This is a genomic window from Flavonifractor hominis, from assembly GCF_040095835.1.
Taxonomy (GTDB): domain Bacteria; phylum Bacillota; class Clostridia; order Oscillospirales; family Oscillospiraceae; genus Flavonifractor; species Flavonifractor hominis.
Genome location: NZ_JBBMFT010000003.1, coordinates 102,226 through 116,013, shown reverse-complemented (window position 1 = coordinate 116,013; position 13,788 = coordinate 102,226). Strand labels below are relative to the sequence as shown.

7 protein-coding genes are annotated in these 13,788 nt (G+C 58.1%); all 7 read right to left on the bottom strand.

Annotation, left to right across the window (positions count from 1 at the left end; all coding sequences use genetic code 11):
* Positions 1 to 34: 34 nt before the first annotated feature.
* The 7 genes from rpsU to rsfS all read right to left on the bottom strand — a co-directional run bounded on the left by rpsU (position 35) and on the right by rsfS (position 13,780).
* Positions 35 to 217 carry a 30S ribosomal protein S21 gene (gene rpsU / locus WMO45_RS06440; RefSeq protein WP_009259223.1) on the bottom strand — a complete coding sequence of 61 codons (183 nt, stop codon included), beginning with the start codon at positions 215 to 217 and terminating at the stop codon, positions 35 to 37.
* Between the two features lie 128 nt (positions 218 to 345).
* On the bottom strand, positions 346 to 2,766 hold the full coding sequence (gene leuS, locus WMO45_RS06435) for a leucine--tRNA ligase (RefSeq protein ID WP_349139738.1): 2,421 nt from the start codon (positions 2,764 to 2,766) through the stop codon (positions 346 to 348).
* Positions 2,767 to 2,879: 113 nt separating this feature from the next.
* Complete coding sequence (locus WMO45_RS06430; RefSeq protein ID WP_349139737.1) at positions 2,880 to 4,121, bottom strand: amidohydrolase family protein; 1,242 nt, start codon at positions 4,119 to 4,121, stop codon at positions 2,880 to 2,882.
* A gap of 120 nt (positions 4,122 to 4,241) precedes the next feature.
* Positions 4,242 to 5,612, bottom strand: coding sequence for a hypothetical protein (locus WMO45_RS06425; RefSeq protein ID WP_349139736.1), 1,371 nt, complete (start codon positions 5,610 to 5,612; stop codon positions 4,242 to 4,244).
* A complete protein-coding gene (locus tag WMO45_RS06420) occupies positions 5,605 to 6,087 on the bottom strand; it encodes an RNA polymerase sigma factor (RefSeq protein WP_349139735.1) in 483 nt (160 codons plus the stop codon). The genes WMO45_RS06425 and WMO45_RS06420 overlap by 8 nt, the downstream gene beginning before the upstream one ends.
* 118 nt (positions 6,088 to 6,205) lie before the next feature.
* Positions 6,206 to 12,811 carry a glycosyl hydrolase 115 family protein gene (locus WMO45_RS06415; protein WP_349139734.1) on the bottom strand — a complete coding sequence of 2,202 codons (6,606 nt, stop codon included), beginning with the start codon at positions 12,809 to 12,811 and terminating at the stop codon, positions 6,206 to 6,208.
* A gap of 609 nt (positions 12,812 to 13,420) precedes the next feature.
* On the bottom strand, positions 13,421 to 13,780 hold the full coding sequence (gene rsfS, locus WMO45_RS06410; protein WP_349139733.1) for a ribosome silencing factor: 360 nt from the start codon (positions 13,778 to 13,780) through the stop codon (positions 13,421 to 13,423).
* Positions 13,781 to 13,788: the final 8 nt, after the last annotated feature.

Sequence of the window (13,788 nt, the reverse complement as noted above, 5' to 3'; positions counted from 1 at the left end):
ACCCCACGCCAAACGGCGTGGGGTCCTGTAAGTCTTAGTAATACTTCTTGCGATTCTTGCGGGCGGCCTCAGACTTCTTGCGGCGCTTGACGCTCGGGCTCTCATAATGCTCGCGCTTCCGAACCTCGGCCAGAACGCCCGACTTGGCGCAGCTGCGCTTAAAGCGCTTGAGCGCGTTCTCCAAGGACTCGCCGTCCTTCACATGGACTTCCGACATTGACTTCCCCTCCCTCCGAAGCGGCGGGATTCCACCGCCAAAGGGCCACATAGATATGGCTTTAACAGAATCATTGTATTCGATAATACCGCAAATGTCAAGAGTGGATTTTCTTTTCCACGTCTGACTTACTTGGCGATGAGGTTAACCAGCTTGTTGGGCACCAGAATGGTCTTGACCAGGTTCTTGCCCTCGGTAAACTTCTGTACCTTGGGATCCGCCAGGGCAGCGGCCACCACGGTGGCCTCGTCGCTGTCCACAGGGACGGTGACGGTGGAGCGGAGCTTGCCGCACACCTGCACGGCCATCTGTACTTCGGCAGCCACGGTCTTGCTCGCGTCGTACTCCGGCCAGGACTGCTGGCAGGCCATGCCGTTGGTGTTGAAGCCCAGGTTTTCCCACAGCTCCTCCACCATATGGGGCGCAAAGGGGGACAGCAGCAGCAGCAGCGTCTTGTAGTCACCCTTGGAGCAGCCGTTCTGGTAGAAGTCGTTGACCAGGGCCATGAGAGCGGCGATGGCAGTGTTGAACTTCATGGCCTCGATATCGTCAGAGACCTTCTTGATGGTCTTGTGGATGGCACTCTCGTTGGCGGCGGTGTAGTCCACGCTGTCGGTCAGGTTCTCCGACAGGTTCCACACCCGGTCCAAAAAGCGCTTGCAACCCTTGACGGCGTTGTCGCTCCAGGAGGCGGCCTTCTCAAAATCGCCGATGAACATGATATAGGTGCGCATGGTGTCCGCGCCGTACTGGGCCACCACGTCGTTGGGGTTGATGACGTTGCCGCGGCTCTTGCTCATCTTCTCGCCGCCCTCGCCCAGGATCATGCCGTGGGAGGTGCGCTTCTGATAGGGCTCCTTGGTAGGCACCACGCCGATGTCGTAGAGGAACTTGTGCCAGAACCGGCTGTAGAGCAGGTGGAGGGTGGTGTGCTCCATGCCGCCGTTGTACCAGTCCACAGGGCTCCAGTACTTCAGCGCCTCGGCAGAGGCCAGCGCCTTGTCGTTGTGGGGGTCCATATAGCGCAGGAAATACCAGGAGGAGCCGGCCCACTGGGGCATGGTATCGGTCTCCCGCTTGGCGGGGCCGCCGCAGTGGGGGCAGGTGGTGTTGACCCAGTCGGTCATCTTGGACAGGGGGCTCTCACCGTCATCGGTGGGCTCGTAAGAGTCCACGTCGGGCAGCAGCAGGGGCAGCTGATCCTCACTCAGAGGCTGCCAGCCGCACTTCTCACAGTACACCATGGGGATGGGCTCGCCCCAGTAGCGCTGACGGGAGAACACCCAGTCGCGGAGCTTGTAGTTGACCTTGGCCTTGCCGATGCCCTTCTCCTCCAGCCACTTGGTGATGGCGGGGATGGCGTCCTTCACCGTCAGGCCGTTGAGGAACTCAGAGTTGACCAGGATGCCGGTCTCATCCTTGGCGGTAAAGGCGGCCTTCTGCACATCCTCGCCGCCGGAGACCACCTCGATGATCTCACAGCCGAACTTCTTGGCAAATTCCCAGTCGCGGTCGTCGTGAGCGGGCACGGCCATGATAGCGCCGGTGCCGTAGGTGGAGAGCACGTAGTCGGAGATAAAGATGGGGATCTCCTTGCCGTTGACCGGGTTGATGCCCTTCACGCCGTCCAGGCACACGCCGGTCTTTTCCTTGTTCAGCTCGGTGCGCTCCAGATCGGACTTGGAGGCGGCGGCGGCCTGATAGGCCTTCACGTCCTCGGCATTCCGGAGCTTGCCGCTCTCCAGCCAGCCCTTTACCAGGGCGTGCTCGGGAGAGAGAACCATATAGGTGGCGCCGAACAGGGTATCGGGCCGGGTGGTGAACACCACGATGTCCTCGCCGGTGGTGGCCTTGAAGGTGACTTCAGCGCCGGTGGAGCGACCGATCCAGTTCTTCTGCTGGGTCTTGACCCGCTCGATAAAGTCCAGATCGTCCAAATCGTCAATGAGCCGCTGGGCGTACTCCGTGATCTTCAGCATCCACTGGCTCTTCTCCTTGCGGATGACGGGGGAGCCGCAGCGCTCACACACGCCCTCCACCACTTCCTCGTTGGCCAGCACGCACTTGCAGGAGGTGCACCAGTTTACCGGCATGGTGGTCTTATAGGCCAGGCCGTGCTTATAGAGCTGCAGGAAGATCCACTGGGTCCACTTATAGTACTCCGGGTCAGTGGTATTGATCACCCGGTCCCAATCGAAGGAATAGCCGAGCATATGCAGCTGCTTGGTGAAATTCGCAATGTTGTCGTGGGTCACCTTGGCGGGGTGAATGTGGTTTTTGATGGCGTAGTTCTCGGTGGGCAGGCCGAAGGCGTCATAACCCATGGGGAAGAGCACATTATACCCGTCCATCCGGCGCTTGCGGGCTACCACATCCATGGCGGTATAGGGACGGGTATGGCCCACATGCAGGCCCTGACCGGAGGGATAGGGGAACTCCACCAAGGCGTAAAACTTGGGCTTGTCGCTGTGATTTTCGCAGTGGAAGGTCTTCTCCTCCACCCATTTTTTCTGCCATTTGGGCTCAATGGCGGCAAAATCGTACTTCAAATCTCTCACGCTTTCCTTCGATCTATCATTCCGCCCCAGAGGGCATATAATCTGGAATATTATAATCGAAAAACACGTGCTTTGCAAGTGCTTTGCAGGCTATGCAGAGCCATTTACCGGTATATCCGGCTCTCTGTCCGGGTCTCGGCCACCACCCGGCCTCCCCGCAGCACCCACCGCCGGGGTGGACACAGGCGGATCGCTTCGCCCGCAGCAGCCACAGGCAGCACCACCAGATCCGCCCGGCAGCCCGGCTCCAGCCCGTAACCCGGCAGCTTCAGGATCCGGTTGGCCCCGGTAGTGATCATGTCCAGCACCTGCTCGGTCTCGCCCGGTAAGCTCATCTGAGCGGCGTGGGCCAGGAGGTTGGCCACCTGCAGCATGTCCGCGCTGCCGTAAGGATAAAAGGTATCCCGCACACAGTCCTGTCCAAAGGTGACATTCACCCCGGCCTCCAGCAGCTGCTTGACCCGGGTAATTCCCCGCCGGATGGGCTGCCGGTCTCCCCGGCCCTGAAGCATCAGATTGGTGGCCGGATTGGTAATGATCTGGATCCCTGCCTCCCGCACCTTGTCAATCACATAGCGGGCATAGTGGTCATCATAGGCCGCCAGGGCACAGGTGTGTCCCGCCGTTACCCGGCCGGGTGCAAAATTCCGGGACATGGCCTCGTCCGCCACCATTTCCAGAGTGCGGTAAAAGGGATCGTCCGTCTCGTCCACGTGCATATCAATTTCGGCTCCGAATGCCTCCGCCAGATCAAAGCAGAATTTGACGTGGGCCAGACTGTCCGCAGGGGTCTCCTCGTTGGCCGGCATACCGCCCACTATGTCGGCCCCACGCTCCATGGCCTGCTGCATGAGGGTCTGGCACCCCGGGTCCCGCAGGATTCCCTCCTGAGGGAAGGCCACAATCTGCAGATCCAGCATTTCCCGGTATTTTTCCCGCAGGGCCAGCACCCCTTCCAGCGGCATCAGCCTGCCGATGGTATCCACATCCACGTGGCTGCGCATACCCAGCGTGCCGTTGACCACCGCCCGGCGTACCACCTCCTCCCCTCGGCTCACGATGTCCTCCACAGTGTAGGACCGCTTTTTTTCCCACAGGATCTCGATGGCCTCCCGCAGTGTGCCGCTTTCATTGGGCCGGACCACATCGCACACATTCACTTTGTCCAGATGAATGTGCGCATCCAGAAATGCAGGACAGACCAGCCCTCCCTCCGCATCCAGTGTGGGAAGGCCGGTCTCTTCCAGCCGGTCTGCGATCCGGGCAATGCGCCCATCTTCCACCAGAATGTCCGCCGGTGCACCGCGCCCACGCAGGTGGGCATTGTGAATACACAGTCGTTCCATAGTCGAGAGCCTCCTTTTTCCATAAGATCGGGGTACTCTCATTTTATCAATCCACCTGTAGCATGTCTACTATCTGCACGCGTCAGACTGATCTGCGGTCCCATTTCTGGTGGAAACCTTTTACCGCAAAGAGATCTTTACCGCTTTTTCCATCTCCAGTTCGTACTGCTGAACGAAAAACCAAATCTGCGCCACTTTATCCACATCCCGGGCATAGGACTCGGCGCTTGGGGTGGAAATGACGGTAATCGTACCGTCGCTCCGATTTTTGATTTTCTTCACCCACACATCCTCAAAGAGCTCCTCACCCTGCGCATCCCGGAAATACACACCGTTACTCAACCTGGTGTACCAGGCGTTTACCGCCCCCACCGGGTGCATCTTCACAATGAGCTGTCCGTCCACCGCCTCATAGCTGGCCGGAGCATACCCCCCGTCTGGATTTCCTGAATCTGTAGAGGGCAGGTCTTTCAGATCTACCACTTGCCTGGGAGAAATTCCACCCACCGGTGTGTTTGGAATGATCTCCAGCTCTTTCAGCTCACTCACGTCCCCATAGAGTTCATACATGCTCTCCACATAACCCTCCGGGTCCCAGTAGTGGTTGACGACCACCTCGTCATATGGGATATACGCCCCGGTCTCCCCGTCCCGCAGAACAAAGTCATACCAGTCGCTTGCGCTTGTGTCCGTCTCCGGCCAGCGCAGTTTGAGCAGGGTGCCCAGAGGGGAGCGGTCCAGCGAGCGGACCTGCACCTGGACTGTTTTTCCCCCTATTCTGGCAGAAACAATGGCATCCAGGTCAAAATGTTCACCCTGGATGGGATCTGCATCAAATTCTAGGACGCTCTCCCAGATGAGTTTGCCGGCCCAGTTGCCCTGGTACTCCCTGTATCGGGCAATCTGCAGCTGCACCGTCTCCCCCGCCTTCAGCGGACGGCGGAGCAGAAAACGCCAGGCACCGTACAGGGTCTGTCCGTCCGCCAGGTATTCCTGCCGCTCAAAGCTGTTCCCATAACCTTCGGCGGATATCTCTTCCCCATCCGCATATAGGGTAAGATAGGGAGTGTAACGCCGGGCCATCCGGTGGCTGTCCACCAGTTCTTCCTCCGCAGCCACCGCCTGCTGAAAGTGCAGCGAGTAAAACACCGTGCAGAACGTCTCATCCATAGCCACCCGTTCCACTGTAAATATGTCGCCGTTGTCCGCTGTTACTGATTTTCCCACCGGGCTGGCACAGGTCTCATACACCTCATTAAGACCCAGCATGGCATACTCGCTCTGTCCTGTGAGGAATGCAAAGGCCCCCATGCAGTAGGCTGCCGCCGTGACCATTAGCAGGACGCATACCACTGCCGCCACCGTTACAGCACGGACCGTGTGCCGTGTCCATTTGGGCGTGGAAACACACATGGCTTCTATCATCATCCTCTGCCGGTCCTTGTCCAAAGAAAGCGCGTCCATCTGTCTGCAATAGTCGTCTTTAAACATACTCTTCTCCCTCCTCCAGCCGTTGGCGCAGCATTGCCCTGGCCCGGCACAGCCGGGTACGTATTGCACCCTCCCGCTTACCCAAAATCCCGGCAATTTCGGCCACACTCAGTCCCTCATAGTAATAGAGATGCACTACCGTCCGGTACTCCCCAGGCAGAGACAACACCTGCGCCAGCACACCGTCCTCCTCCGTCTGTTCCGGCGCGGGGAGATGGTCGGCTTCCTCCAGTGGGCGGGTGTGCTTCTTCCAGAACGTGCGGTGCAGATCTCCCGCGCAGTTGGCCGCCACCCGCAACAGCCAGGCCCGGCAATGCGCCTCATCCCGGAATCTGGGGCCGGACCGCACCAGACGCAGAAAGGTCTCCTGTGTCACATCCTCCGCGTCTTCCCGGTTGCCTGTCCGGGCATAGGCCAGACGGTAAACCGCCTGGCTGTGGCGTTCCACCAGCCGTGCCGCCTCCTCCTGTTGCATGGCATTCCCTCCTTTTTTCTTCTACCAAATACACGGTATCCACACCAAAAAGGTTACAAAAAGCCGCAGGGGCGGCCGCGTAAATCGCGGCCGCCCCTGCGGTGCTTGGAATATGGAATTACTGCAGGCCTTCCAGCCCGTCCTGCTGCTGAGTGGAGAGCAGGAACTGCTCAAAGCACACGCCGTCCTCACGGGCCCAGATGGTGAGCCAGTGCTCGCCCTCGGTCAGATGCAGGCAGGCGCCGTCTTTGTCGTAGTAGAACCACTGCTCGCCGGTGGCGGTATCGCCGCTGCCCGAGGGATTGCGCAGCGTATCGCTGTTGGCTACAAAGATGCGGCTGCCGTCCACACCCACGTGGAAGGAGTCGGAACCATTGCTGGGATGGTTGGAATAGGCGCTCAGGTAATAGTCTCCGTCCTCCGGAACAACGATCTTAAAGCGCAGGGCGGGGGCGTCGGTCAGAACCTCCTCCGTTTTCCATTCATTTTTCTCGTCGGGGAGCAGCTGCACGCCGTTCTCGACGGCCGTCCAGACAAACTCGCCCCGGTTGTCGCACTGGGCATAGTCCAGTCCGGCCAAAACATCGGTGGCGTTGATAATCACCTTACCGTCTACCGGCTGATAACCTTCTACAGGTGCCTCCTGCTTGGTGTCCACGGCCTCCGTGCTCTCCTGCATACCCTCCAGATCGTTCTGCTGCTCGGAGGAGAGCATGATCTGCTTGAAGTAGGCGCCGTCCTCACGGGCCCAGATGGTGATGGTGTTCATTCCAGCCTCCAGCGAGACAACCGTACCATCCCCATCATAGTAGAACCACTGATCGCCGTTGGCGGCATCCGAACCCGAGCTACCGCCATCCACCGGGTTGCGCAGCACACTCTGCCGGCCACTAAAGGCATAGACGCCGTTCACACCCACATGGAAGGAATCCGCACTCACATCGGGATGATTGGAATAGATGCTCAGATAGTAGTCTCCCGCTTCCGGCGCATATACGTTAAACTGGATGCTGGGAGTATCCGCAAGGCTGGATGCACTGGTGTTCGTCCAGGTTTTACCGGTATCCGGCAGCAACTGTACCCCGTTCTCAGCTGCCTGCCAGGACACAGCGTCCAGATTGGTGCAGGAAGCGTAGGAGTGTCCCTCAAGGGCGTCGGCGGCATTGATGACCACCTGACCATCCGTGATGACATAGGCATAGTCCTCATCCACCGCAGGCTCCCAGACCGATACGGCAAACGTGCTTTGTACGCGTTCAAAACCATCGGCCTGTGCCGTTACGGTGATGGTAGCTTCGCCCGCACCCACCGGGACAAGGGTAAGGGTGTGTCCCGATACGGTCACATCCACTACCTCGGGTGCATCGGAAACCGCAGACAGAGTCACCTCTCCAGTCCCATAGCGGACCCCGGTATCCACCGCAATCTCCAGGTCGGCGTCATCCGTCCTCAAGGACTGATCTTCCACCGGGTCCAGATAGAGATATGCCGCGGCCTCCCCACGCTGGGTGGGTGCCAGGAGGGTACCGTCGCCGGGAATGCGGCCTTCCAGATCCTCCGTGAGGAAGAGCTGGTTGACCATGATGCCATCCTCACGGGCATACAGGTGAATGGTGTGCTCCCCTTCGCTCAGCGTCCAGTCGCCCACCAGGACCCATGCATCCACACAGTCGCCGGCAATCTGGGTCAGTGCGCCGTCGTCCAGCTGTACATAGAAGGAGTCGCCGTCTCCCTTGGTGTTGGGCGTGGTGCGGTTGACATAGATCCGATAGCTGCCGGCGGTCTCCACATCCAGCACATAACTCAGCATAGGAGCCGTGGCGGCAGCGGTGTTGGTATCGGTCCATTTCCCGGTGTTGCCCGTATCGGGCGCACACTGCAGGCCGTTGCGGCTGAGTTCCCATGTATGCTCATCGCGGGCGGTGGGATAGGCAAAGTCGCTGTTCTCCAGCGCATCAGCCACATCAATGACCATCTGACCGTCTACAAACTGATAGGGGCCGACATTGGCGGGCTCCGCCTGGACCGCAACCTGGATGGTACCGCGGCCAATGAGCTCGCCGGAGGCCAGCTCCAGCTTGATCTCCGCAGTACCCACACGGTTTGCGGTAACAGTGTAAGTCCCTTGTCCGTCGGAATGCAGGGAAACCGCAATGGAATTGCTGTTCTCTGCGCTGGTGATCCGGAAGTCCTGATATTCCTCGGGAAGTTCAATTTGGAAGCTGTCGCCCACGCTCAGGGTGCGGCTTTCGTTCATGACCTGCACCATGTTGACCAGCTCTTCCGGCAGTTGGCCCACCCGCTGGGTCTGGAACTCGGAGAGTTCATCGGGGTCCGCGATGTTGTTGGGGCTCATGGGCGCACCGATAGCAATACCGCTGATGGGCGGCGCGATGCTCGCATCGGTGATGATCAGAATCCGGTCAAACGCCATGGAGGTAGACGCACGGCTGAGTTTGATGGTGTTCCACCCCTGATTTACCGTAATATTGATGCTCAGGGGCTCGATCATCCGCAGCACATTGTTGCTCCAGGCGCCGCTGGTGCCCGCATTGCCCTTCAGCAGTTCGGGCTCGTCGTCATTGACGCCGAGGTAGGTCCGGCACAGGGTGGTACCCTCGTCCAGGGTGGGAATGCGGTAGGCAATCAGCTGATAGGTACCCGCCTCCTGGAAGTACACGTCATACTCCGCGCAGGCGCCCTTGGTATAATCGTCCTGATATTCGGCAATGTCGCCCTTGGTCTGGTCCACCTTGCCGTCGGCGCTCATCACCCGGATGGAATCGCCCCGCTGGCCAAGGTCATGGACGACCTGCCACATGGTGCCGTCCTCACCGGCGGTATTGCGGGACCAGTGCTCGGCCTCGATCATGACATAGCCGTTGGCCTCCTGGTAGCCCTTGGTGGAACCGGTGAGTTGGCTCTCCTCCACGGTAGCCGTGACGGTAAAGATGGCCACGGGCTCGCCTTCCCCGGCGGTACCATTGTATACCTTGATTTCTCCAGTGGTCGTCTCGCTTACCTTGCTCCAGTCCACCGAGACCAGTACCCGCTGCTCGGTAGAAGTGGAACCAGAGACTTCCGAGAGGACGACCCACTCCGGTGCCGTAGCGCTCCACTCCTGAGCAGAGGCGGCCTTGCTGAACACGTCAAAGTAACGCTGGGTCTCCGGCTGGAGCGAGGAGAAATACAGCGCACCGCTGCCGGCCGTCTGGCTGTTCTCCGCCGCCGCGCCCACGCCTGTCCCGATGGCAGGCAGTGTGTAGTCGCTCTCGCTCTTGAGAATGATGCCTTGATTGCCCTGATAGTCAGCACTCCAGTTGCCGTCGCCGTCCACGCGGTAGCGGGCCTGGTGGGAATAATTGATAACATAGGCCCACTTACCGTCGTTCAGGCTCCAGAAATAATCCTGGTAATCCTTGATATCCTGGATGGCTTCCAGGCCCAGTTCCCGGTAGATTTGGGCGCTGCCGTAGCGTCCCTGCTCCACCGCCAGCTGGTTTTTCTCGTAATAAATGTACTCTGCGGCCACTGCACGGGCGGATTTGACCGCGTGGAGAATCTGCTCATAGAAGGCGTCCTTCGCGTTTTCGTCCAGCTCGTTATAAATGTCCTCCAGCTCCGCCTCCAGTTCATCCCACTGGTTGAGCCAGAGCATTCCTTCGTCACCGTTGGAGAACACGCTGAAGTCAAAGCTTCCGCTGCCGTAATACTCGGTACGCTTGGTGCCATTGTAGTGGTAGTAGCGCGCCAGACAATCGCCGATCTGCGCGGCCACCTCATCGGAAACATTGAAGTCCCGCTGAGCCTGCTGGGCAAACGACTCTTCCATCACGGCGTCGTCACTGGCCTCAATGTCCCAGGCCATCTTCAGGAAATACTCAGCAGAAATCTCACCAGGCTTGATGTCGCCCACGTTGAGGATCCAATAATCATCCGCCCCGGTGTTATAGGCCCGGTGCATCTCGGAATTCATCAGTGCAACCGAGGCAGAGTTGAGCCACAGCCAGCTCTTAGGTACACCCCAGTAAGAGTTATGGTAATAGATACCACCGGAACGACCCTCGGCCCGCTCCTGCTCATTGGGGACCTGACGGAGGTACTGATGGTTATCGTTGGCCCACATCAGGATGACATCCGGTGCATTCTCCTCCAGCCAGTCGGCCAGATCCCGGTTGTTCATATTGTAATAGGTGTTCATTTCCTTATAGGGAATGAATACCTGGGGCGCGCCGTCCTCGGAACCGAAGTACTTGGCAATGAGTTTGCGCTGCTCATTGATGACATCCTTCATCAAAGCTGCCTGCTTGGCCTCGGTGGAGGTACCGTTGACCACAATATCCTCCCCGATGCCGTTGGCCTGACCACGGCGGTTAATAAACCCATTCAGATCGCCCAGGGTTGGTCCGCCGTCATGCACACCGCGCAGGCCGACGGTGAAGATGCTCTCGTAATCCTGGTTGGTCGCGATGCGCTCCTCCCAATAGGCTAGAATGGCAGGCTTGTTGATGGTGTAGTCCCACGCTTTGGAGGAATTGCTGCCCTGGATGTTGTACTTTTCTTTGTTTTCTTCGTACCAGCTCTCCCACTCACCCACATTGTCGCGCAGCATCATTTCGCAGTGAGAGGAGCTCATGATGATGCCATACTCCGCGGCATTCTGCGCATTGATGGGCACACCGTTTTCATCCACAATGGAGTTAAATGCTACCGTTCCCTCATGCATGGCCGGCCAGAGAGTGTTGGCCTTGAGCCGCAGCAGCAGCTCAAACACGTGCCGGTACACGCCAGGATCGGCCAGCTGATTGGGCCAGCCGAAATCCTCTTTCTGGTATGCCCACTCCCGCAGCTGCTCCTCGTCGTTGATGAAGATACCGCGGTACTTCACGTCAGGGCCATCGTCCACAATGGGCGCGGTATCCAGCCCCTCCAGTACAATGGTGTCAGACACATCCACCGGCACATCACTCCACCAGTACCAGGGAGAGACGCCGATCATCTCAGAAACGCTATAGATGCCGTAGATGGTACCGCGAGCGTCACTGCCGGCAATGACCAGGGCCTGATCCACACCGGGCAGAGGATCTTCCACTTCTTTGATGACGTAGGCCTCCCAGTTCCCCTCGATGGTCTTGGCTTCATCCAGCTTGCCGTCCTCCATCAGTGTCTGGATCATCTCGCTGTCACTGATAGACCCCACCAGAATGGCGTAGTCCGTATCCAGACCGGAAGGATCGGTGAGCAGCTCCGGCACCTTGTCCGGATCGGCCTCGGCCAGACGCTGGGCCTGTTCCTCGTCGGTATCTTCCATGATCTGCTGAATCTCTTCAAAATCAATGGCGCCGGTGACCATGGCCACGTCCTGCCGCAGGTCGCTCACCGCCCGGGCGATCTGGGCATAGGTGCGTTCGGCATAGGCGTCAGCTTCCGAATCCTCATACGCCGCATCCATCACAATGGGTGCAGCGGAGACGCCGTCATAGATCGCTGCCAGCTCGTCACCGGGTTCAGGAGTCGGCTCCGGTGTCGGTTCCGGTGTGGGCTCGGAATCGTCTTCGTCGGAGGAATCATCATTCCCACTCGAGGTGCTGCCGCCGGAACTGGCAGAACCGCTGGAAACAGACTCACCCGGTGCAAGGGTCTTTCCGCCCACGGTGACATTGGCCGTTCCTTGGTTCACAATCGTTTCCACTCTGGTGTCACCGCTGATCGTCACCTGTTCTCCTGCCTCAACGGTAATCGTTCCCACGCTGCCCGATCCGGACACCGTCAAGCCGTCCGCTGCACTGGTAAGGCGGTCCACAGTTCCCTCTACCACAAGATCCACATTTTCCGCAGAGATGGACATTTCCGCCACCTCGGCACCACTGCTGACCGTCACCGTGCTGTCCGGCGCCAGTACGTTCACATACTCTGCTTTTGTATTGCTCCCCAGCGTAACGGTATCCCCGCCAGCTTTGGGTGCCAGCAACAGGGTATCGGAAAGCGTGGCCCCTGAGATGGTAACTCCATTGGCCGCTACGATAACCACACCATTCTGCTCACCGGTAATAATCTGACCGTCTGTGTCGGCGTAGGTTGAGATCATCCGATCCAACATCGCCGCCACCGAGGCTCTGGTAACCGGTTCAGTGGGTGCAAAACGGTTTTCCCCCACGCCCTCCAGTACGCCGCGCTCCACCAGGGCAGATACCGCGTCCAGTGCCCAGTCTGCAATCTCACCGGCATCAGCAAAACCAGTGGCGTTCTTGCTCCCCGTCAATCCACAGGCCCGGCAGAGCATGACCGCCGTTTCCTGACGGCTGACGGACTGCTCCGGATTGGCATTCTGACCGTCGCCGTTCAGAATCCCAGCCGCCGCCGCCTTAAGTACTGCATCCGCATACCAGGCATCTTCTGCCACATCGGCAAATGTATTCTCCGCCCGTTCCGTCAGGCCAAGCAGATTTACCAGCACCTGGGCAAATTCCGCTCTGGACATGGCGGCATCCGGATTGGCTCTGCCCAGCTGGTCTCCGTGCAATACGTCAGCTGCAGCCCAGCGCAGGATTGCCTGCTCCCCCCAGTGGCCGGAGATATCCGGAAACACAGGCGTCTGCTCTGACGTCACCAACGGCGTTTCATCCAACTCTGCCGGTTGAACTGCAGAGGCTGTGCCGACAAAAGATGCTGTCATGGACGCCGCCAGCAACAGTGCAACCGTTCTTTGAAAAATTGTTTTCATTTACTCCATCCCTTCCTTATAAATTCATCCTACCTATTTTTAAACCGCTACTTCCAGGCATCACCTCTTACGCTTGCTCCGGACCATTTACTCTTTTGCAAGCATCCCAACTGGACATGGATATTTTTTGCTTTGTGTAACATTCTAGCATCCGTAATATATTTCGTCAATATTTTTAACTATTTTTTCGTTCAACATTTTATGTCTTTTGTTTATTCAGCGCATCACATCCCAGATAATAGAAGACAATGCTATGCTCACGGTTGTCTATTTATAACCCGTTGTACCAGAAACCGTGTGGTCTCCTATGGAGCTGGCGCTGTGCTTCTTCCTGCTACATGGATAGTTTCTAAATTTTTATGTATTCTCCACTCTGGAACGATTAAAAAACGCAGTGGCGGCCGCGATTTACACGGCCGCCACTGCGGCGCTTGAAAGATAAGATTATTGCAGATTTTCCAGAACGTCAACCGTATTGATCACCCGATAGAGCTGCGGTAAGCACCGTGTTTCCTTTGCCTGGATTTCGCAGTTCCACCATCGCTGGGGCAGAAACTCAGACAAATTGTAAAAGGACGCCCGGCTTTCACCGGGCGTCCTTTTTACGATTCAATTTTCCGTCAGTACTTCGCTCAGGTCCACCGGTGTGGCATCGCTCCACAGCCGCTCCAGATCGTAAAACTGGCGGGCCTCTTCATTGAAGATGTGGACCACTACCGAGGAAAAGTCCAGCAGGACCCAAATCCCGCCCCGGTGTCCCTCCACATGGTGAGGCGGCTCTCCCGCGTCTTTAAGCATTTTCTCACAAACATCAGCCAAGGCCTTAATCTGCGTGGTAGACGTGGCGGTACACAATACGAAGTAATCCGCCAGTGTAGTCAGATGCCCAGTCTCCAGGCATTTGATATTCTGTCCCTTTTTGCTGTCCAGCGCTTTGGCTGCCAACAGGGCAATCTCTTTGGAAGTCATGGATATCC